The 21677-nt window shown below is 60.9% G+C and carries 22 protein-coding genes; 1 reads left to right on the top strand and 21 read right to left on the bottom strand.

Going from position 1 to position 21677, the window contains the following annotated elements; all coding sequences use genetic code 11:
• Positions 1-9: 9 nt before the first annotated feature.
• Positions 10-2139: a flagellar biosynthesis protein FlhA gene (gene flhA, locus HB680_RS27025; protein WP_213941454.1), complete on the bottom strand. Its 2130-nt coding sequence runs from the start codon at positions 2137-2139 to the stop codon at positions 10-12.
• A 581-nt stretch (positions 2140-2720) separates the two neighbouring features.
• Between flhA and HB680_RS27020 the strand changes: the two genes are divergently transcribed.
• Positions 2721-3071, top strand: coding sequence for a DUF6124 family protein (locus HB680_RS27020; RefSeq protein ID WP_213941453.1), 351 nt, complete (start codon positions 2721-2723; stop codon positions 3069-3071).
• A gap of 151 nt (positions 3072-3222) precedes the next feature.
• On the opposite strand, the gene flhB is transcribed toward HB680_RS27020, so the two are convergent.
• The 20 genes from flhB to HB680_RS26920 all read right to left on the bottom strand — a co-directional run bounded on the left by flhB (position 3223) and on the right by HB680_RS26920 (position 21580).
• Entirely contained in the window at positions 3223-4362 is a 1140-nt protein-coding gene (gene flhB, locus HB680_RS27015; protein WP_213941452.1) for a flagellar biosynthesis protein FlhB, read from the bottom strand.
• A gap of 3 nt (positions 4363-4365) precedes the next feature.
• Entirely contained in the window at positions 4366-5148 is a 783-nt protein-coding gene (gene fliR, locus HB680_RS27010; RefSeq protein ID WP_213941451.1) for a flagellar biosynthetic protein FliR, read from the bottom strand.
• Positions 5149-5151: 3 nt separating this feature from the next.
• Positions 5152-5421: a flagellar biosynthesis protein FliQ gene (fliQ, locus tag HB680_RS27005; RefSeq protein ID WP_054049350.1), complete on the bottom strand. Its 270-nt coding sequence runs from the start codon at positions 5419-5421 to the stop codon at positions 5152-5154.
• Positions 5418-6176 (bottom strand): flagellar type III secretion system pore protein FliP, encoded by a 759-nt coding sequence (gene fliP / locus HB680_RS27000; protein WP_213941450.1) that lies wholly within the window; start codon positions 6174-6176, stop codon positions 5418-5420. The genes fliQ and fliP overlap by 4 nt, the downstream gene beginning before the upstream one ends.
• Entirely contained in the window at positions 6176-6622 is a 447-nt protein-coding gene (fliO, locus tag HB680_RS26995) for a flagellar biosynthetic protein FliO (RefSeq protein ID WP_213941449.1), read from the bottom strand. Before fliO ends, fliP begins: the two co-directional genes overlap by 1 nt.
• Positions 6623-7084 (bottom strand): flagellar motor switch protein FliN, encoded by a 462-nt coding sequence (fliN, locus tag HB680_RS26990; protein WP_213941448.1) that lies wholly within the window; start codon positions 7082-7084, stop codon positions 6623-6625.
• Between the two features lie 65 nt (positions 7085-7149).
• A complete protein-coding gene (fliM, locus tag HB680_RS26985) occupies positions 7150-8118 on the bottom strand; it encodes a flagellar motor switch protein FliM (RefSeq protein WP_123409179.1) in 969 nt (322 codons plus the stop codon).
• Between the two features lie 9 nt (positions 8119-8127).
• Positions 8128-8634, bottom strand: a complete 507-nt coding sequence (gene fliL, locus HB680_RS26980) for a flagellar basal body-associated protein FliL (protein WP_213941447.1) — start codon at positions 8632-8634, stop codon at positions 8128-8130.
• 200 nt (positions 8635-8834) lie between these two features.
• Complete coding sequence (locus HB680_RS26975; protein WP_213941446.1) at positions 8835-10250, bottom strand: flagellar hook-length control protein FliK; 1416 nt, start codon at positions 10248-10250, stop codon at positions 8835-8837.
• Between the two features lie 105 nt (positions 10251-10355).
• Complete coding sequence (locus HB680_RS26970; RefSeq protein WP_213941445.1) at positions 10356-10703, bottom strand: Hpt domain-containing protein; 348 nt, start codon at positions 10701-10703, stop codon at positions 10356-10358.
• 31 nt (positions 10704-10734) lie between these two features.
• The gene (locus tag HB680_RS26965; RefSeq protein ID WP_213941444.1) at positions 10735-12441 is read right to left on the bottom strand and encodes a fused response regulator/phosphatase; all 1707 of its coding nucleotides are present in this window, start codon (positions 12439-12441) and stop codon (positions 10735-10737) included.
• A gap of 5 nt (positions 12442-12446) precedes the next feature.
• The gene (locus HB680_RS26960; protein WP_213941443.1) at positions 12447-12752 is read right to left on the bottom strand and encodes an STAS domain-containing protein; all 306 of its coding nucleotides are present in this window, start codon (positions 12750-12752) and stop codon (positions 12447-12449) included.
• A gap of 216 nt (positions 12753-12968) precedes the next feature.
• Positions 12969-13418 carry a flagellar export protein FliJ gene (gene fliJ / locus HB680_RS26955; RefSeq protein WP_213941442.1) on the bottom strand — a complete coding sequence of 150 codons (450 nt, stop codon included), beginning with the start codon at positions 13416-13418 and terminating at the stop codon, positions 12969-12971.
• 6 nt (positions 13419-13424) lie between these two features.
• Positions 13425-14783 (bottom strand): flagellar protein export ATPase FliI, encoded by a 1359-nt coding sequence (fliI, locus tag HB680_RS26950; protein WP_213941441.1) that lies wholly within the window; start codon positions 14781-14783, stop codon positions 13425-13427.
• Positions 14773-15591 (bottom strand): flagellar assembly protein FliH, encoded by an 819-nt coding sequence (fliH, locus tag HB680_RS26945; protein WP_213941440.1) that lies wholly within the window; start codon positions 15589-15591, stop codon positions 14773-14775. Before fliH ends, fliI begins: the two co-directional genes overlap by 11 nt.
• Before the next feature lie 7 nt (positions 15592-15598).
• Positions 15599-16618: a flagellar motor switch protein FliG gene (gene fliG, locus HB680_RS26940; protein ID WP_003184041.1), complete on the bottom strand. Its 1020-nt coding sequence runs from the start codon at positions 16616-16618 to the stop codon at positions 15599-15601.
• The gene (gene fliF, locus HB680_RS26935) at positions 16611-18398 is read right to left on the bottom strand and encodes a flagellar basal-body MS-ring/collar protein FliF (protein WP_213941439.1); all 1788 of its coding nucleotides are present in this window, start codon (positions 18396-18398) and stop codon (positions 16611-16613) included. Before fliF ends, fliG begins: the two co-directional genes overlap by 8 nt.
• 15 nt (positions 18399-18413) lie before the next feature.
• On the bottom strand, positions 18414-18743 hold the full coding sequence (gene fliE / locus HB680_RS26930; RefSeq protein ID WP_010456962.1) for a flagellar hook-basal body complex protein FliE: 330 nt from the start codon (positions 18741-18743) through the stop codon (positions 18414-18416).
• Between the two features lie 258 nt (positions 18744-19001).
• Positions 19002-20381, bottom strand: coding sequence for a sigma-54 dependent transcriptional regulator (locus HB680_RS26925; protein WP_213941438.1), 1380 nt, complete (start codon positions 20379-20381; stop codon positions 19002-19004).
• A gap of 5 nt (positions 20382-20386) precedes the next feature.
• Positions 20387-21580 carry an ATP-binding protein gene (locus HB680_RS26920; RefSeq protein ID WP_213941437.1) on the bottom strand — a complete coding sequence of 398 codons (1194 nt, stop codon included), beginning with the start codon at positions 21578-21580 and terminating at the stop codon, positions 20387-20389.
• Between the last annotated feature and the right edge of the window lie 97 nt (positions 21581-21677).

Genomic DNA, 21677 nt, shown 5'->3' with positions numbered 1-21677 from the left:
ACCACTACCTCAGCCGTTGGGCCCTACTGTCGCAACGATGGTCACTTGCTTGTTGTCAGGGATTTCCTGATACGCCAACACGTGCAAACCCGGGACTGCCAGCCTGCCGAAGCGCGAGAGCATCGCGCGAACCGGACCGGCTACCAGCAGAATCACCGGTTGACCTTGCATCTCTTGACGCTGCGCGGCTTCGATCAACGAGCGTTGCAGCTTCTCTGCCATGCTTGGCTCCAGCAGAACGCCCTCTTCCGAGCCTTGTCCTGCCTTCTGAAGACTATTGAGCAATATTTGTTCCAACCTTGGCTCCAAGGTGATAACTGGCAGCTCGGACTCAGTCCCTACAATGCTTTGGACGATTGCGCGGCTTACGCCGACGCGCACCGCAGCCACCAGCGCGGCAGTATCTTGACTCTTGGCGGCATTGTTGGCGATGGCCTCGGCGATGCTGCGAATGTCGCGCACGGGCACCTGCTCGGCGAGCAACGCCTGCAAGACCTTGAGCAGTTGCGACAGCGAAACCACGCCCGGCACCAGCTCTTCAGCCAGTTTCGGCGAGCTTTTGGCCAGCAATTGCATGAGTTGCTGCACTTCTTCGTGGCCAATCAGCTCACTGGAGTGCTTGTACAGAATCTGGTTCAAGTGGGTCGCCACCACCGTACTGGCATCGACCACTGTATACCCGAGGGACTGCGCCTGGGCACGCTGGCTGATTTCGATCCAGACCGCCTCCAGGCCAAAAGCCGGATCTTTGGCGGTAATGCCGTTGAGCGTGCCGTAGACCTGACCAGGGTTGATCGCCAGCTCGCGATCCGGGTAAATCTCGGCTTCAGCGAGGATCACGCCCATCAGGGTCAGGCGATAGGCGCTGGGCGCTAGGTCGAGGTTGTCACGAATGTGCACAGTCGGCATCAGGAAGCCCAGGTCCTGGGACAGCTTCTTGCGCACGCCCTTGATCCGCGCGAGCAACTGACCACCCTGGTTGCGATCCACCAGCGGAATCAGGCGATAGCCGACTTCCAGGCCGATCATGTCGATCGGGGTCACGTCATCCCAGCCCAATTCCTTGGTTTCCTGAGCGCGGGCCGGGGATGGCAGCAGCTCTTGTTGGCGTTTGACCTCTTGCAAGGCCTGGACCTTGACCACGTTCTGCTTCTTCCAGAACAGGTAGGCGCCGCCGCCCGCCAGAGCCGCCATGCTGAGAAAGGAGAAGTGCGGCATGCCGGGCACCAGGCCCATCACCGCCATCAAACCGGCCGCGACCGCCAACGCTTTCGGCGAGGCGAACATCTGGCGACCGATCTGCTTGCCCATGTCTTCCGAACCGGAAGCGCGGGTCACCATGATTGCTGCTGCTGTGGATAACAACAGTGATGGCAATTGCGCCACCAAACCGTCACCGATGGTCAACAGCGCGTAAACCTTGCCGGCATCGCCGAAAGTCATGCCGTGCTGGAAGATACCGACCGCCATGCCGCCGATCAGGTTGATGAACAGAATCAGCAGGCCGGCGATGGCGTCACCGCGCACGAACTTGCTGGCACCGTCCATGGAACCGTAGAACTCGGCTTCCTGGGCGACTTCCATCCGGCGCAACTTGGCCTGGTTCTGATCGATCAAACCGGCGTTGAGGTCGGCGTCGATGGCCATCTGTTTGCCGGGCATGGCGTCGAGGGTGAAACGCGCACTCACCTCGGAAATCCGCCCGGCACCCTTGGTCACCACAACGAAGTTGATGATCATCAAAATCGCGAAGACCACGATACCAACCACGTAGTTACCGCCGATCACCACTTCACCGAAGGCCTGGATCACCTTACCGGCGGCGGCATGCCCTTCCTGACCATGGAGCATCACGACGCGCGTGGAGGCCACGTTCAGCGCCAGACGCATCAGCGTCGCCACCAGCAGAATGGTCGGGAACACCGCGAAATCCAGCGGCCGCAAGGCGTACACGCAGACCAGCAGCACGACGATGGACAAGGCGATGTTGAACGTGAAAAACACGTCCAGCAGGAACGGCGGCACCGGCAACATCATCATGGCCAGCATGACCAGCAGCAACAGCGGCACACCCAGATTGCCCCGACTCAAGTCGGCGACGTTTGTGCGAGCACTGTTGATTAACTGAGAGCGATCCACCGGTTTTCCCCGTTCCTTTAAAGCAAACTTTTGACGCCTGAAGCAGGCGCAGAGCGGGTACTGCAAGAAGCCTTCCAACTTTTGCCGGGGTGGGAAATAGAGGTGTTTGCGGGTCTGGAAGATCAAAAGATCGCAGCCTTCGGCAGCTCCTACAGGGATTGCGCGCTGCCCACGATATTGCACTGTAAACCCGACCTGTAGGAGCTGCCGCAGGCTGCGATCTTTTGCTTTTAAACAGCGGTGTTTAAACGAAATCTCCAGACACTTACTCGCCCTACACATTCTTGCGCCACGGACTACGACTGCGCCAGAATCCGCCGGCTTGTGCGCTTGAGGGTCGGGTTTTATCGTTTCCGGGTCGCTGAAAACAGCGATCTGGGTTTGGTAGCCCGGCGTTTTGACTTGCGTGCATAGCGCACCCGATGCAGGGCTTTTCGGCCTGCGTTTATGGTGGCCATGCGCAGGGCGTCTTCGGGCGCGCCGGTTTCCAAGTCACCGGTCTACCAACCTTCGTATGGCCACCACCTCTTCGTTTGGTAGCGAGGGGTGATGGTTCCACTTTTCTGATTTGGAGTTTCCCCGTGTTCAAACCAACACCCAACCCACCCGAAACCAACGACACCCCAATCGACCCAAAAAAACTTCAGGAAGCCGCCGACCGCGCCCTCGACGAGTACATCACCCTCTCCGCCCGCATCAACGCCACCGAGCGAAAACCCAGCAACCTGTTCATGGTCGCCCCGGACAACAAAACCGAAAACCTGCTGGCCCACGCCAGTGAATCACTGGCCTCGGCCAGGGTCATCGCCAGCGATTTCGCCACAGGCCTGAATGGCTCGCAGCGCAGCACGATGCTCGGGATTGCACAGAACATCATGCTCGGAGAATTGGCGGTGAATCGAGCGTTGGACAACCTCGACCCGCAGGACTAGCACAGGGCTTGAACCCTGACACACCCCCACCTGTGGGAGCGGGCTTGCTCGCGAAAGCGGTGTGTCAGTCGAAATCTTCATTGACTGACACGGCCTCTTCGCGAGCAAGCCCACACACAGGGTTTGTGGCCTGACAGGCTATTGGGGGTTATCAGGAATCGCGGCGCAAATCCGGCGGGATCGGCAGGTCGTCCTTGAGCGGATCCGGGCGTTTGCCCTTGCCGGCGCGGTGCTGGCGGATCTGGTAGACGTAAGCCAACACCTGGGCCACCGCCAGGTACAGACCGCCAGGGATTTCCTGGTCGAGTTCAGTGGAGTAGTAGATCGAACGCGCCAGGGCTGGCGATTCGAGCAGCAGCACTTCGTTGGCCACGGCGATTTCGCGGATTTTCAAGGCCAGGAAGTCGCTGCCCTTGGCGATCAGCATCGGCGCCCCGCCCTTCTCCGGGTCGTACTTGAGGGCTACCGCGTAGTGGGTCGGGTTGGTGATGACCACATCGGCGTCGGGGATGGCCGCCATCATCCGGCGCTGGGACATCTCGCGCTGCAGTTGACGAATCCGTTGTTTAACCTCTGGCCGCCCTTCCTGATCCTTGTGTTCGTCGCGCACTTCCTGCTTGGTCATCAGCAGTTTCTTGTGGCTTTCCCACAGCTGCACCGGCACGTCGACCGCCGCGATGATGATCAACCCGCAGGCCATCCACAACGTGCTCCAGCCCACCACTTGCAGGCTGTGAATGATCGCCAGTTCCAGCGGTTCGTGGGCGATGCGCTGCAAGTCATCGATGTCCGAGGACAACACCGCCAGCGCCACGAACAGGACGATGATGAACTTGGCGAACGCCTTGATCAGCTCCACTAGGGCCTTGGTGGAAAACATCCGCTTGAGGCCGCTGAGCGGGTTCATCCGGCTGAACTTCGGCGCCAGGGAGCTAAATGCAAACAGCCAGCCACCCAAAGAAATCGGCCCGATGATCGCCGCCAGCACCAGCGAGATCATGATTGGCTGAATCGCCCACAGGCCGATTTGCCCCGAGTGCAGCAAGTAATTGGCCATGGACTTCTGGTCCATGATCACTTCCCGCGGTAGCGAGAAGTTGATGCGCATCAGTTCCATCATGTCCTGGGCGAGGGCACCGCCGAAAATCAGCAGCGCGGCAGAGCCGACCAGCATGATCGCCAGGGTGTTGAGTTCCTTGGAACGCGCCACCTCGCCTTTGTCGCGGGAGTCTTTCTTGCGCTTGTCCGTGGGGTCTTCTGTTTTGTCTTGACCGCTTTCGCTCTCAGCCATGACTCAGCGCGCCTGTGCCAGTTCGCGTAAAAACTGCAGGGCCTCGACGGCCATGGGTTGATACTGGTTAAGAATGTCCCCCAGGCTGACCCAGAGAATGAACATCCCGAGCACCAGGGTCAGCGGAAAACCGATGGAAAAGATGTTCAGTTGCGGCGCCGCCCGGGTCATCACGCCAAACGCGATGTTGACCACCAGCAACGCCGTGATCGCCGGCAACACCAACACCAGCGCCGCGCCGAGGACCCAGCCGAGTTTGCCGGCCAGTTCCCAGAAATGATTGACCATGAATCCGCTACCGACCGGCAGTGTGGTGAAGCTTTCGGTGAGCACTTCGAACACCACCAGGTGGCCGTTCATCCCGAGGAACATCAACGTCACGAGCATGGTGAAGAACTGCCCGATCACCGCCACCGACACGCCGTTGGTGGGGTCGACCATGGACGCGAAACCCATGCCCATCTGGATCGCGACAATCTGCCCGGCCACCACGAACGCCTGGAAGAACAACTGCAAGGAGAAGCCCAGCACCGCGCCGATGAGGATCTGCTCGCCGATGAGCAGCAGCCCGCTGAGGTCCAGCGGACTGACCGGCGGCATGGGTGGCAGCGCCGGTGCGATGACCACCGTGATCGCCAGGGCCAGATACGCCCGCACGCGCCGGGGCACCAGGGTCGTGCCGAAAATCGGCATGACCATCAGCAGTGTGCCGACGCGAAACAGCGGCAACATGAACGTCGCCACCCAGGTGCTGATCTGGGTATCGGTCAGTTGCAGCAGCGACATGGCTTAGCCGATGACCATGGGAATGCTGCCGTACAACCGCTGGATGTATTCCATAAAGGTCTGCACCAGCCACGGGCCGGCGACGATCAGCGTCACCAGCATCACCAACAGACGCGGCAAGAAGCTCAAGGTCTGTTCGTTGATCTGGGTCGCGGCCTGGAACATCGCCACCAACAGACCCACCAGCAGGCTCGGAATCACCAGCACCGCAACCATCATGGTGGTCAACCACAGCGCATCCCGGAAGATGTCTACGGCGACTTCTGGCGTCATGGCGAAACACCTCCGAAGCTGCTGGCCAACGTGCCGATAATCAACGCCCAGCCATCGACAAGCACAAACAGCATGATTTTGAACGGCAGGGAAATGATCAGCGGCGACAGCATCATCATCCCCATGGCCATCAGCACACTGGCCACGACCAGGTCGATGATCAGGAACGGAATGAAGATCATGAAGCCGATCTGGAACGCCGTCTTAAGCTCCGAGGTCACGAACGCTGGCACCAGAATGGTCAACGGCGCCTGATCCGGCGTAGCGATGTCCGTGCGTTTGGACAGACGCATGAACAACTCCAGATCGCTGGTGCGGGTCTGGGCGAGCATGAAGTCCTTGATCGGCACTTGCGCCTTAAGCACGGCGTCTTGGGCGGTCATTTTTTCCGCCAGGTACGGCTGCAAGGCATCGTTGTTCACCCGGTCGAACACCGGCGCCATGATGAACAGGGTCAGGAACAGCGCCATACCGGTAAGAATCTGGTTCGACGGCGTCTGCTGCAAGCCCAGGGCCTGACGCAGGATCGAAAACACAATGATGATCCGGGTGAAACTGGTCATCAGCATGACGAACGCTGGAATAAAGCTCAGCGCGGTCATGATCAGCAGGATTTGCAGGCTGACCGAGTATTCCTGCGCACCCTGCGCATTGGTGCCCAGGGTGATGGCCGGGATCGACAGCGGATCGGCGGCGAACGCCAACGGCGCCGCCAGCATCAGGGCCAGGGTCAAGACGATGCGGAGCGCACCCATTACTTCTTATCCTTCTGATCCTTGCCTAACAGTTCCATCAGGCGCTGGGCAAATTCCGGGGTCGATTTTTCCGTCGCGCTCGGCACGTGCACCGGCTCCTTGAGCACATGCAACGCGGTGATGGTGCCAGGGCTGAGGCCGAGCAGAATCTGTTCGTTGCCGACCTGCACCAGCATCAACCGGTCACGCGGGCCCAGGGCGCGGGACCCGATGATATCGATCACCTGACCTTTGCCGGCAGGTCCGGCCTGCTGCACCCGGCGCAACAGCCAGGCGAGGAAGAAGATCAACCCCAGCACCAACAGCAGGCCGAACACCAATTGCGTCAGTTGCCCGGCCACGCCGCTGCTGACCGCCGGCGCAGCAGCGGCCGTCGCCGTGGCCACCGGTTCGGCCGCCAGCGCGCTGAGCGGCAACGCCAGCACAAACCCCAGAACCTTGTTCACTTAGCGCAGCTTCTTAATACGTTCGCTTGGGCTGATCACGTCCGTCAGACGGATGCCGAACTTCTCGTTGACCACAACCACTTCGCCGTGGGCGATGAGGGTGCCGTTGACCAACACGTCCAGCGGCTCGCCGGCCAGGCGATCAAGCTCGATCACCGAACCCTGGTTGAGTTGCAGCAGGTTACGGATGTTGATGTCGGTGCTGCCCACTTCCATGGAAATCGACACCGGAATGTCGAGAATCACATCCAGGTTCGGGCCGTCCAGGGTCACCGGCTCGTGGTTCTTCGGCACGCTGCCGAACTCTTCCATCGGCAGACGGTTGGAAGCCGAGCCGCCAGTGTCGGCAGCCAGCAGGGCATCGATATCGTCCTGGCCGGCATCACCGGTTTCTTCCAGCGCGGCAGCCCATTCATCAGCCAGTGCCTGGTCGTCCTGGGCGTTCATATCGTCGTTCATCATGTGTCCTCGGCGGGCAACTCTTCAATCAGAAGCAGTCATTTAGCAAATAGGGGTTGGAGCGCCGCTCAGCGGCGCTCGATCGGCTCGATCACCTGCAACGCGAGGTTGCCTTTGTGCGAGCCCATCTTGACCTTGAACGCAGGCACGCCGTTGGCGCGCATGATCATTTCTTCCGGCATTTCGACCGGGATAATGTCCCCCGGCTGCATGTGCAGGATGTCCCGCAGGCGCAACTGACGACGGGCCACCGTGGCGCCGATCGGCACGTCCACGTCGAGCACGTCCTGGCGCAGGGCGTTGACCCAGCGCTCGTCCTGGTCGTCGAGGTCCGACTGGAAGCCGGCATCGAGCATTTCGCGCACCGGCTCGATCATCGAGTACGGCATGGTCACGTGCAGGTCGCCGCCACCGCCATCGAGTTCGATGTGGAACGTGGACACCACAATCGCTTCGCTCGGACCGACGATGTTGGCCATGGCCGGGTTCACTTCCGAGTTGATGTACTCGAAGTTCACTTCCATGATCGCCTGCCAGGCTTCTTTCAAATCGATGAAAGCCTGCTCCAGCACCATGCGCACCACACGCAGCTCGGTCGGGGTGAATTCACGCCCTTCGATCTTCGCGTGACGGCCATCGCCGCCGAAGAAGTTGTCCACCAGTTTGAACACCAGTTTGGCGTCGAGGATGAACAGCGCGGTGCCGCGCAACGGTTTGATCTTGACCAGGTTCAGGCTCGTCGGCACGTACAGCGAATGCACGTATTCGCCGAACTTCATCACCTGCACACCACCGACGGCAACGTCCGCCGAGCGGCGCAGCATGTTGAACATGCTGATGCGGGTGTAGCGGGCGAAACGCTCGTTGATCATTTCCAGGGTCGGCATGCGTCCGCGGACGATCCGATCCTGGCTGGTCAGGTCGTAACTTTTGACGCTGCCGGGTTCGGCGGCGGTATCGGTCTGTACCAGACCATCGTCGACGCCATGCAACAGCGCATCGATCTCATCCTGGGACAGCAGGTCCTGCACGGCCATGTCGTGTTCCTACTGCAGTACGAAATTAGTGAAAAGCAACTGTTCGATCACCACTTTGCCGAGCTCTTTCTGCGCCACTTCCTGGACACTGGCGGTGGCCTTCTGGCGCAGCATTTCCTGGCCGACCGGCGTCGCGAGGGTGGCGAAGTCCTGGCCCGAAAACAGCATGACAAGGTTATTGCGAATGACCGGCATGTGCACTTTCAGCGCTTCCAGATCAGCCTGGTTGCGGCCCTGCATGGTGATACTCACCTGCATGTAGCGCTGGCGGCCGTTCTGGTTGTAGTTGGCGACGAAGGCCGGCGCCATCGGTTCGAAAACGGCCGGTTGCTTGCCGGTCGGGGCGGCTTCAGCCGCGACGGCAGGTTTGCTCTGAGAGCTGTGCATAAAGTACCAGGTGGCCCCCACGGACAAGCCGATCGCCAGCAGCACCGCCACCACGATCGCAATGATCAGCTTGAGTTTGCCTTTGGTTGCAGGGTCTTTAACCACTGCTGCTGCTTCGCTCTTCGCCATGCCAATAATCCGTCACTATTCAGGTTTTCACAGTCGCACGGCAAGGCAAGAGCAAGTGTTATGCCAGAAGTGGCGCAGGGGAAAAGTGAGGCACACTTAAAAAGCAAAAGATCGCAGCCTTCGGCAGCTCCTACATTGGCAAGGTGTACACCCTGTAGGAGCTGCCGAAGGCTGCGATCTTTTTGGGGTCGCCGAATTTATCAGGCGTAGTAGTCGACAGCGCTGGAGCCGATGACGCTGGTAGCCGTTGCAGCCACTTCAGCCACCGTCGGCACGATTTCATCGTCCATGGCATCCACCCGGCCACCACCGGCGCTGGTGCGTCCGCTCTGCCCTTGCTGTGCCTGTTGATCCTGACCCTGACCTTGCCAGCCGCGGGACTGGTCGGACACGTTGACATCGACCTGACCCATGCCCTGTTGCGCGAACATGTCACGCAAGCGATGCATTTGCCCGTCCAGCGCTTCGCGAACGCTTGGGTGAGCGCTCATAAAGGTCACTTGGGTCTGCTGGTCCGGAATCATGTTCACCCGAATATCCAGGCGCCCCAGTTCGGCCGGTTGCAACTGAATGTCGGCGGCCTTGAGGTTGGCGCTGGACAGGTACATGACCCGGTTCACCACTTCTTCGGTCCAGCCACTTTGATGCATGGCAATCGGCTGATTGACCGGTGGCAGCGCATTGGCGGTTTTTGGCGTGGCGGCCTGGGTCAATGCCGCCAGACGGCTGGCGAAATCATCGACACGGGTATCGCTGCTGGCGGACTTCAGATCCTTGAGCCCCTCGCTGATCAAACCACTGAAGGCCTTTTCACCGCCCTGGCTGGTGCTGTCCTTGTCGGCTTGCACGTCGAGCATGGTCGCCATGCCAGCGGCAAAGTTCTGCGCCGAGGTCAGATCGCCGTCGGCGGACGCCTGGGCCGGTGTTGCCTTGGTCTGAGCCTGGCTGCTGGCAGAGACGTGGCCGCTCTGCTCCATGGCCATGCGCAGCGCTGGCAGTGCATCGAGAGGATCAGCCTCTGGATCGAAATCAGTGTCGGTGGTCGTGGCGGCTTGCACCGGCGCCGTGGTCACGGTGACCGCGACCGGCGTCTCGACCTGGGGTTGCGCGGTGACCACCACCGGCGGCGTCTGCGGCGCTGGCGCGGGCGCCACCGACTGAACGGCTTGCTGCATCAAGGCAGGGTCCAGCGTCGGATCTACCGGCGGGGCATCGACGGCGACCGGTGTATCGGCATTATCTGCGGCATTATCTGCGGTAGCATCTGCCGCGCTATCGGCCGCACTATCACTGGCGCTCTTGTCGTCCGTCGATGACGACGCCGGATTATCGGCGGGCAAGGAATTGCCGCTATCGGCAACATCCGGCTTCGGGGCGGCAGACTTATCGTTGCTGACGTCCTTTTTAGCGGGGCTGTCCGGGGTTTTATCCCGGGCAGGTTTGACTGACGCGTCAGCCAGCATGGCCGGTTTTTTCTGGGCCTGATTGGCGAAGACATTGGCGAAGCTGGACGCCTTATCCCCGGGGTCAGCCGTCACCGCCGGGGGATTGGCGGGGGCGGCTTGAGGCTTGGCCTTTGCGGTGGCCTGAAGAAGCGAATTGGGGGTAACGGGCATGACGCAGTCTCCGCTGCACTGGGATCGTAGGTACAGTTGATCGAGATGACTGCAAGGGTCGAGCCATGTTTGCTCGAAAGGCGCCCAAAGCGCCGGACGGTTGCGCTACTCCGCCAAGGATCGTTGACGCTCAGCTTCGTAGAGTGGGCGGACGATGGCGAATTCACCGTCAATCTCCCCCACCAGTTTTTCGATGCCCGCCAGGCTCCGATGCTTGGCGCGTTGCTCCAGCTCATCGCATAGCTCAGCCAGGCGAATGGCGCCCATGTTGCTGCTGCTGCCTTTGAAACTATGGGCGGCATTCATGAGTTGAGCGGCGTCGTCCGCTTTTCGCAGGACGCGCAACCGCTCCTCGGAGTCGGCAATAAAGGTATCCAGTAACGTCGGATACTCGTCTTCCATGACCTCCTGCAACGCGCTCAGCACGTCGCGATCCAGATGTGTGTCAGTCACTTGTTCACTCCTTGATCAAGAATTCGCGGGATTATGCCAGAGCCCCCCAATAAAACTCCACGTGTGCACTACGACCATCATCGGACCAACTCGCCTTGCGACTCAACTGGCGAATCAGACTGACACCGCGCCCCGACAGACGGACACCCTCCAAGGGGCGCTCCATCACCCGAGCCACATCAAAACCCTTGCCACTGTCGTCGACCCGGATCGTCAGGAAACCGCCCTCGCCCGCTGGCGTCACCTGCAAATGAACCCTCACATAGCCGTCCTGCAATTGATCCAGCCGTGCATTGCGTTCCTGATAATAGCGCGCAAATCCCGAGGCATCGCGCTTCAGGCTGGAGTCCAGCCCCAGCACGCCGTGCTCCAGTGCGTTGGAGTACAACTCGGCCAACACACTGTAGAGCGCTCCGCTTTGCGCCCGCAGACCATGAACCTCGAGCAGCAATTGCAGCAGATAGGGCAGCGGATTGAAGCGCTTGAGGGTGGCGGCGCGAAACTCGAAACTCACCGACCAGTCCAGCGGACAGGACTGGCCGCTGTCGGAATACACCAGTGCCGGGGGGCTCAACTGCGCCGCCTCCACCAGACTGACCTCAACCATGCTCACATCGTCCCGGGCCTCGCCACGGAAGTCGCGCAGAGCCTGTTCGATCTCCTCGAACAGCGCATCGGGCTGACGATTGGCCGCAAACACTCGCTCAAGTCGCTCGATGCCAAACAACTGGTCGTTGGCATCGCAGGTATCGATGACCCCGTCGGACAACAGGAACACCCGGTCGCCGACCGCCATCGGAAACACTTCCGTGCGATCGTCGAAGGTGGGCGGGCTCAACACTCCCAGTGGCAAGTGCCGCGCCGTCAGCGGTGTCCGCACGCCGCTGGCGATGCTGTGCAGGTAACCGTCCGGCATTCCGCCATTCCAGACTTCCACTGAACGGCGCTGGAAGCTCAGGCACAGCAGGGTTGCGCAACAGAACATGTCCACCGGCAGGATGCGCTTGAGCTTGGCATTCATCTCCCGCAGGGTTTCGGACAAGCCGTAACCCTTGGCGGTCATGCCATAAAACACTTCCGCCAGCGGCATGGCGCCGACAGCGGCCGGCAAACCATGGCCGGTGAAATCGCCGAGCAGCACATGCATGTCGCCGGCCGGGGTGAACGCCGCCAGCAGCAGATCACCGTTGAACAGCGCATAGGGCGATTGCAGGTAGCGAATATTGGGCGCGTTCAGGCAGCCGGAATGGGCAACCTTGTCGAACACAGCCTTGGCCACCCGCTGCTCGTTGAGCAGGTAGTCGTGGTGCCTGGCAATCTGATCACGCTGTTCAAGCACGGTGGCCTGCAAGCGTCGCAAGCGGTCCATCGCCTTGATCTTGGCGGCGAGGATCACCTGGTTGTAGGGCTTCGCCAGAAAGTCGTCGCCGCCAGCCTCCAGACAACGGGCCAGGGCTTCGCTTTCGGTCAGCGACGTCAGGAAGATGATCGGCACCAGGGTTTCCCCGGCCAGCGCCTTGATCTGCTGCGCAGCTTCGAAACCGTCCATCACCGGCATCATGGCGTCCATCAACACCAGTTGCGGGCGTTGTTCATGGAACGCTGCAACCGCTTCGGCACCGTTGGCCGCCGTCAGCACGTTATGGCCCTGGCGCCGGACGATGCTCGACAGCAGCATGCGATCGGCCGCGCTGTCTTCAGCGATCAGGATCGTCAACGGTTCGAACAAGGACTGCATGGCGGTCACGCCACGTCGAAGATTTGTTCAAAATTGGAGATAGCCAGGATCTTGCGCACATCCGCGTTGGCGTTGCTCAACGTGATCTCGGCGTTCTCGCCGCCGGCGTGATCACGCAACAGCAACAACATGCCGAGCGCTGAACTGTCGAGATAGGTAGCGTCCTTCAGATCGACTTCAAAGGACTCGGGTTTGGGCTGAAGATTTTCGTAGGACTCGCGAAATTCCTGATGCTTGGCAAAATCGAATCGTCCCTTGATCGAAATCGTCAGCTTTTGCCCATCTTGGGAGACTTCTGTAACGACTGACATTTAACGGCTTCCTTGTCATTGAACAACGTGTGTACAAGGTTTAGCACCTGCCGGGGGCGGGGGCAAGGCGGGAAGTGTCAGTGATTGGCTACATTTTCGGTGAATGTGCGGGCCTCTTCGCGAGCAAGCCCGCTCCCACATAGGATCTTCAGCGTGACAGAGATCAAATGTGGGAGCGGGCTTGCTCGCGAAGAACGATAACGCGGTCGAACTGACCTAATACGGATCCTGGCGCGGCAACCGCTGGGACAATTCATCCAGCAGCTTCTGCTCGCGCCGGTCTTCAAGCTTGCGCGCTTCGTCCATGTAGCGCTGGACCAGTTTGCGCAAGCCTTCGACCCGGGCAAACGCCTGCTGCCAGGCGTCCCGCGCTTTGTTCAGATTGTTTTGATGCCACACCAGGCTCTGGCGCTGCTGATCGATGGCTGTGCCCAGTTGCGCCAAAAAGCCCTGATAGCCCAGCAGCCATTGGCCGGAAACGCCACTGCTGCCGCGCACGATCCATTGTTCCTGGTAATCCAGACGAAAGGCTTCGAGGTCATCGAGCTTGCTTTGGGCCAGACGCACCTGGCCCTGGAAGTGCCCCAGACGCTGGACCGCGGCTTTCTCGGCCTTTTCGGCCATTTCGACCACCGGCGCCAGGCGCCCTGCGCGACTCTGGGCCATGGCCGGTTAACCGCCGGCCGCAGGAGCGAAGATCGTGCCGAGGTAGGCTTCGCTTTCGCCCAGGCTGATGCTGTCGTTCAAGCCCTGGCGCAGGTAGCGGACCAATTGTGGTTGCAACGAAATCGCCAGGTCGGTTTCGCGATCGCCGCCGGCCACGTAGGCGCCGACGCTGATCAAGTCCCGACTCTGCTGATAACGCGACCACAACTGCTTGAAATACTGGGCGCGCATCATGTGTTCCGGCGTGACCACCGACGGCATGACCCGACTGATGGACGCTTCGATGTCGATGGCCGGGTAATGCCCTTCCTCGGCCAGGCGCCGGGACAGCACGATGTGCCCGTCAAGTACGCCTCGCGCGGCGTCGGCGATCGGGTCCTGCTGGTCATCGCCTTCGGACAACACCGTATAGAACGCGGTGATCGAACCGCCGCCCTTTTCGGCGTTACCGGCGCGTTCCACCAGTTTCGGCAACTTGGCGAACACCGACGGCGGATAACCCTTGGTCGCCGGCGGTTCGCCGATGGCCAGGGCGATTTCCCGCTGGGCTTGGGCGAAACGAGTCAGGGAATCCATGAGCAACAGGACGTTCTTGCCCTTGTCGCGGAAATATTCGGCGATGCGCGTGCAATACATCGCGGCACGCAGGCGCATCAGCGGCGCATCGTCCGCCGGCGAGGCGACGACGACTGAACGCTTGAGCCCTTCTTCACCGAGGATGTGCTCGATGAATTCTTTAACTTCGCGGCCCCGCTCGCCGATCAGTCCGACCACGATAATGTCGGCCTCGGTGAAGCGGGTCATCATGCCCAGCAGCACCGACTTACCGACACCGGTACCGGCGAACAGGCCCAGACGCTGACCGCGACCGACCGTCAACAAGCCATTGATGCAGCGAATGCCCACGTCCAGCGGTTCGCTGATCGGGTGACGCTTGAGTGGGTTGATCGTCGGGCCGTCCATCGGCACCCAGTCTTCGGCTTTCATGCCGCCCTTGCCGTCGAGCGCGCGACCGGCGCCATCGAGCACCCGGCCGAGCATGCTCATGCCCATCGGCAAACGCCCGGTATCGGCCAGCGGCACCACGCGTGCGCCGGGCGCAATGCCCGCGACGCTGCCGACCGGCATCAGAAAGACTTTGCTGCCGGAGAAGCCCATGACTTCGGCTTCGACCTGCACCGGGTGATAACTGTTGTCGTTGATGACCATGCAGCGGCTGCCCATGGCGGCGCGCAAACCTTCGGCTTCGAGGGTCAGGCCGACCATGCGCAGCAGGCGACCTTCAAGGATCGGCGCGCCTTCCAGTTCCGTGGCCTCGGCATAACCGCTCAGGCGCTTGGCGAAACTGGTGCGGTCAAGGCGCATCGGGGGTGTCCAGTTCTGGCGGCAGTTCGGCTTCTGGCTCAGCCGCAGGCTTGGCCTCGATCGGCAGTTCCAGGCTCAAGTCCGGCGCTGCCGGGTGCAGGGCTTGTTCATGCAATTGATCGAACAGCTTGTCCATGATCCGCGCGACGCGGGTTTCGACAGTGGCATCGATCCGGCTGTGCTCGGTTTCAACCCGGCAACCACCGGGCAACAGGGCCTCGTCCTCGACGATGCGCCAGGTTTCTTCATGGCGCTCGCGCAGGGCTTTGACCTGTTCGAAATCCTGGGGATTGATGTACAGCCGCACATTGCCCACGCCCAGCGGTAACAGCTTGAGGGCTTCGCGCATGACGCTTTCGATTTGCGTGGAGTCGATGGCCAGTTCGCGCTGGATCACCTGTTTGGTGATGTGCTGCACGAGATCAACCAGGGACTTTTCGATCTGCGAATCTTGCTCGGCGATGGGCTCGAACAGATGACCCATCAGCTGTTCCAGGCTCGCGATCTTGGCAGTCAGGGCCACTTCGGCTTCCTGACGGACCTTGAGCGTGGTGCTGTGGAAACCTTCTTTCTCGCCCGTGGCGAAGCCTTCGTTGTAAGCCTCCTGACGGATGCTTTCGAGTTCTTCGAGGGTCAGTGGCTGGACTTCTTCCAGCGGCACTTCTTCCATTTCCGGCGGTTCGGGCTCGGGTTCCGGCTCGGGCTCCGGCACATGCGGGTCGAAGCTGGGCAACGACCACACGTCGAAACCACTGACCCCGGTGCCACGGATCAGGTCGGTGTTGGACTCATCATGTTTGGACGACATAGTGACCTTAGATCATCTCTTCGCCGCCCTTCCCGCCGAGAACGATTTCTCCGGCTTCGGCCATACGGCGGGCAATGGTGAGGATTTCTTTCTGCGCGGTTTCCACGTCGCTGACACGCACCGGGCCTTTGGCCTCGAGGTCGTCGCGCAACAGTTCGGCCGCTCGTTTGGACATGTTCTTGAAGATCTTCTCTTTGACGCCTTCGTCCGAGCCTTTGAGGGCCAGCACCAGCACATCGGAGGACACTTCACGCAGCAACGCCTGGATCCCGCGGTCGTCGACATCGGACAGGTTGTTGAACACGAACATGAGGTCTTCGATCTGACCGGACAGGTCTTCGTCGACTTCGCGGATCGAGTCCATGAGCTGGCCTTCGATCGAGCTGTCGAGGAAGTTCATGATGTCGGCCGCACGCTTGATGCCACCCAGGGTGGTGCGCGAGGCATTCGAGTTGCCGGAGAACTGCTTCTCGAGAATCTGGTTGAGCTCTTTCAGGGCCGCGGGTTGCACGGTGTTCAACGACGAGACGCGCAGGATGATGTCCAGGCGCACCTTGTGGTCGAAGTTGCCCAGCACTTCACCGGCCTGGTCCGGGTCGAGGTACGCCACGACGATCGCCTGGATCTGTGGGTGCTCGTAACGAATCACGTCAGCAACGGCGCGCGGTTCCATCCACTTCAGGCTGTCGAGGCCACTGGTGTTGCCACCCAGCAGGATGCGGTCGATCAGGCCATTGGCCTTGTCTTCGCCCAGGGCCTGGGTGAGCATTTTGCGCACGTAGTCGTCGGAGCCGACGCCCAGGCTGGTCTGGTCGCCGACGATGTCGACGAACTCGCTCATCACCTGCTCGACCTGCTCGCGGTGCACATTACCCATTTGCGCCATGGCCACACCCACACGCTGGACCTCTTTGGGCCCCATGTGGCGCAGCACTTGGGCGGCGTCGGTCGAACCCAGGGACAGCAGCAGAATCGCGGCTTTATCGACCCGGGACAGTTTGGCGACAGCGGCTCGGTTATCACTCATCTGCGTTAATCCACTCTTTCACGACCTGGGCCACACGACCCGGGTCTTCTGCCACCAGACTCTTGATTGCATTCAACTGTGCGTCATAGCCTTCGCTCGGGCTCGGCAGCAGGATGCTTTGCGGACCGCCGAGGCTGACGCGGTCGTTGGCCAGTTCGCCATCCAGGCCGCCCATGCCACCCAACTCGACGTCGCTGCCCAGACCGGCCAGTTGCTTGCCCTTGCCGCCACCGGTGATGTTGTTGAGCACCGGACGCAGCACACCGAACACCAGCACCAGGATGAACAACACACCCAGCACTTGCTTGACGATGTCCCAGAACCACGGCTGGGAGTAGAACGGAATATCGGCAATCACTTCGCCGCGTTCAGCAGAGAACGGCATGTTGATCACGCTGACGCTGTCGCCACGGCTGGCGTCGAAACCGACGGCGTCCTGTACCAGGCGAGTGAAGCGCGCCAATTCGTCGGCGCTCCACGGCGCGCGGGTGGTTTCACCGTTGGCCGCGTTGACTTTGACCTGGTCATCCACCACTACCGACACCGACAGGCGACTCAAACGGCCCTGTTGTTGTTTGGTGTGGCTGATGGAACGGTCAAGTTCGAAGTTCTTGGTGGATTGTTGACGCTTGTCCGCCGGGTACGGTGCAAGCATAGGCTGACCGGTGGCCGGGTCCATGACTTGCTGACCATTGGCATCGAGCAATGGCTGACCTGGCTGCACCATGCCGGCCGACGCGGTAGCGCCACCGGTGGTTTGCGGCGCGGAGGCTGGCGACGGTGGCTGGTTGCTCAGGGCACCCGGCACACCTTGCGGGCCATTGCTGGCGGTGCGTTGCTCGTTGACCGACTGCTCGCTGCGCAACGCCGGTTGATCCGGGTTGAACTGCTCGGAGGTCGATTCGACGGCGCTGAAATCCACGTCCGCCGAGACTTCGGCTTTATAACGATCGTTGCCCAGCACCGGTTGCAGGATGTTATGCACGCGCTGGGTCAGCATGCTTTCCATACGACGGCTGTAATCGAACTGCTTGCCGGCCATGGTCAGCTCGGAGTTCTCCGCCTGATCGGACAGCAGGTTGCCCTTCTGGTCGACGACGGTGATCTGCGATTTGCTCAGTTCAGGAACGCTGGTGGCCACCAGGTTGATGATCGCCAGTACCTGGCCGGGCTCCAGGGAGCGGCCGGAATACAGTTCAACCAGAATCGAAGCGCTTGGCTTGCGCTCATCACGCACGAACACCGAGCTTTTCGGAATCGCCAGGTGCACGCGAGCACCCTTGACGTTGTTCAGGCTGGAGATGGTCCGCGCCAGTTCACCTTCGAGGCCGCGACGATAACGGGTCGCTTCCATGAACTGACTGGTACCCAGGCCCTGGTCCTTGTCGAGGATTTCAAAACCGATGTTGCCGTCGCTGGGAGTGACACCAGCCGCTGCGAGCTTGAGCCGCGCACGGGACACATCATCGGCCTTGACCAGCAAGGCACCGGAGTTGGGTTCGACGGTGTAAGGGATGTCAGCGGCGGCCAGGGTTTCCATGACCTGCTTGGCGTCCATACCGGCAAGGCTGCCGTACAGAGGCCGATAGTCCGGCTGCTGCGACCACAACACCACGGCAAAGCCAATCGCCACGCTCGCAGCCAGGCCGACCAACAGGCCCACCTGACGCAACATGGTCATCTCGGAGAGGTTTTCCAGGAAGGACAACCCGAACAGCGGCGGTTTGCCGTCTACTGGGGTGGCCTTGGCCGGAACATTATCGGCGACTGCTTCTGCCATGACTCAATCTCGTCCTTAAACCGGCATCTGCATGATGTCTTGGTAAGCCTGAACCAGCTTGTTACGCACCTGGGTCAACGCCTGGAAAGACACGCTGGCCTTCTGCGAGGAAATCATCACGTCCGTCAGGTCGACGCCGCTTTTGCCGATCTCGAAGGCACTGGCCAACTGACTGGACGCCTGCTGGGTGTCGTTCACTTTATTGACGGCTTGACCGAGCATGTCGGAAAAGCTGCTGCCTCCCAATTCGGGAACTGCGGCAGTCGATTTTGGCGCAGACATGGCATCCATTTGCATGGAGCGCATGTCCAACATCAATCGATTAAATTCAATACCTTGGCTCATGGTCTATTCTCTCTGGCGACCCGCAATTTTTTGACACTCACTCGGCGGGTACTGAGGTGTTAGCAACAAGGGTGCCAGCTCCGTGGCCTCAGTCCACAAAAGGCATTCCGGGCTATAACTCAACCGCGAATCACCACAAAACCAATGTGGGAGAGGGCTTGCTCGCGAAGAGGGCGTGTCCGTCACCCTTCATGTACCTGTCACGCCGCCTTCGCGAGCAAGCCCGCTCCCACAGTTGGATCGGTGTTGCGTCAACTATCAGGTGGCAAACAAATAGGCTTCCACATCCATCCCGGCATCCCGCATTTGCGCCAACTTGTAGCGCAAGGTGCGCGGGCTGATCCCCAGGCGTTCGGCCGCTTCTTTGCGACGGCCGCGCTCGGCACGCAGGGTGTCGATGATCATCTGGAACTCATGACGGCGCAGGTCATCACCCAGGGCGCTGGCCGATTCAGCCTCGACCTCCACCGCTCGCACCGGTGCCAACGCGGGTAACGGCGCACAAGCGACCGGCCCCGACAGACAGAAATCCTGCGGCTGAATCAATCCGCCCTGCTGCAGAATCAATGCGCGCTGGATGGCGTTATCCAGTTCGCGAACATTGCCCGGCCACGGATAACCGATCAGGCAGGCCTGCGCCTCGGTGGACAGTCTCGCCGCCGCATGCTTCATTTTATTGACGTGTTTGGCCAACAGGCGCTCGGCCAGCGGCAGGATGTCGGCGGTGCGCTCGCGCAACGGACGCCAGGCCAGCGGAAAAACCGATAGCCGATAGTAAAGGTCTTCACGAAAACGCCCCGCCGCCACTTCACCGGCCAGGTCACGGTTGGTGGTCGCGACAACGCGAATGTCCAGACTGATCGGCTTGCGGGCGCCGACCCGTTCGACTTCCCGCTCCTGCAACACGCGCAGCAACTTGGCCTGCAAGCCCATGGGCATTTCGGAGATTTCGTCGAGCAGAATCGTCCCGCCGTCCGCCTGTTCAAACTTGCCGGCCTGGGCGGCGATGGCGCCGGTGAACGAGCCCTTCTCGTGACCGAACAACGTGGCTTCGAGCATGTTGTCGGGAATCGCCGCGCAGTTGATGGCAATGAACGGCTGGCTGGCGCGATGAGAATGTTGGTGAATGTAGCGCGCCAACACCTCCTTGCCGGTGCCGGACTCGCCGGAGATCAACACGGTGGAATCGCTGCGCGCCACGCGAGCTGCCAGTTCCAGCAATTGCGCACTGGCCGGCTCGAAAGCAATCGGCCCTTCGCCGTCGGCGGCACCAAAACTGCCCAGGGCGTGACGCGCCACCAGATCGAGCAAGGCCTTGGGTTCGAACGGCTTGACCAGATAATCCGCCGCGCCCTGGCGCATGGCGTCGACCGCCCGCTCCACGGCACCGTGCGCCGTCATCAGCAGCACCGGCAATTGCGGCTGACGCGCCCGCAGCAATCCGAGCAACTGGTGACCGTCCATGCCCGGCATGTTGACGTCACTCACGACCAGATTGAACGCCTCGACGCCGACCGCCTCCAGCGCTTCTTCCGCCGAACCGACAGCCTTGTAATCGTGCCCGGCGAGCAGCAGCGTATCCGCCAGTGCTTCCCGTAGCGCGCGGTCATCCTCGACCAGCAGAACCTTGATTGCCATGCCCTTCACTCCGCATCCGATGCGCTGGAAAACAACGGCAGGGACACCAGCGCACAGGTGCCGCGACCGAGCCGCGAGCGCAACTGCAATTCTCCCTGATGAGCACGAGCCACTGCCTTGACCACGGTCAGGCCCAAGCCGGTTCCGGTAGTCTTGGTGGTGAAAAACGGCTCGCCCAGGCGCGTCAGCACCGTGTCATCGATCCCGCTGCCGCTGTCGCTGACGCACAGGCGCAGGTTGTTGCCACGGATATAGAGGTGAACTTTCAGGCGCACGGCACCGCCGCTGGCCTGGATCGCATTCTCGATCAGATTCAGAATCGCCCCGACCAGAGTGTCGCGATTGCACAGCAACTCTCCGGCATGCGCGTCGCACTGCCAACGCACCGGCAGTTCCTGCACATGGGTCAGCGCCGCCGCTTGCAGCGACTGCATCAATTCTTTGGGCGTCACGCGATTGGTCAGCGGCAGTTCGCCGCGTGCGAAGACCAGCATATCGCGCACCTGATGCTCCAATTCGTGCAGGCGCTCTTTCAAACGGCCGGCGAATCGTTGCTGGGTGGCGACCGGCAGCTCCTGCTCAGTCAAATGACTGGCGTATAGCAGCGCGGCGGAAAGCGGTGTGCGGATCTGATGGGCCAGCGAAGCCACCATGCGCCCCAGGGACGACAGGCGCTCATGCCGCGCCAGTTGACCTTGCAGTTGACGGGTTTCGGTCAGGTCGTTGAGCAACACCAACTGACCAGGCTCGGCATCCAGCGAGCGGGTGGCGATCGACAAGCGCCGACCGTCCTTGAGGGAGATTTCATGACCGTCGTCTTCACGGGGCGCAAAGCAGCGGGCAATCACTTGGCGCCACAACTCGCCTTCCAGAGGCAAACCAAGCAACTCGCACGCCGCCGGATTGGCTTCGCGCACCATGCCCTGGGCATCAATGACGATGACGCCGCCAGGTAACAAATCGAGGAGGTTTTGCAGACGGTTGGCCAGGCGTTCTTTTTCCGCCAGTTCCTGCATGCGCTGGGCGCTGACCACCGCCAGTTCGCCCTTGAGCTCGGTGACCCGGGCTTCGAGCATGCTGTAGGAGTCAGTCAATTGGCTCGACATCTGGTTGAACAGGGCAAACGCCTGCTCAAGGCCAAGCCGGCTTGCCTGCTCTACGGACGACGGTTGCCCCGAAGCGTCAGGGACAGGAGACATCTGGGCGGCTTGGGGCATCGTGCTCTCTCGCTTGGCTGACCGTCAGTGAAACGGAACGTTGCGAGAGCTGTAGCAATACCCGTGCCTAAAAAAAACC

Origin of the sequence: Pseudomonas sp. dw_612 (assembly GCF_018449725.1) — a bacterium.
GTDB lineage: Bacteria > Pseudomonadota > Gammaproteobacteria > Pseudomonadales > Pseudomonadaceae > Aquipseudomonas.
This window is presented reverse-complemented; position numbering and strand designations above follow the sequence as displayed.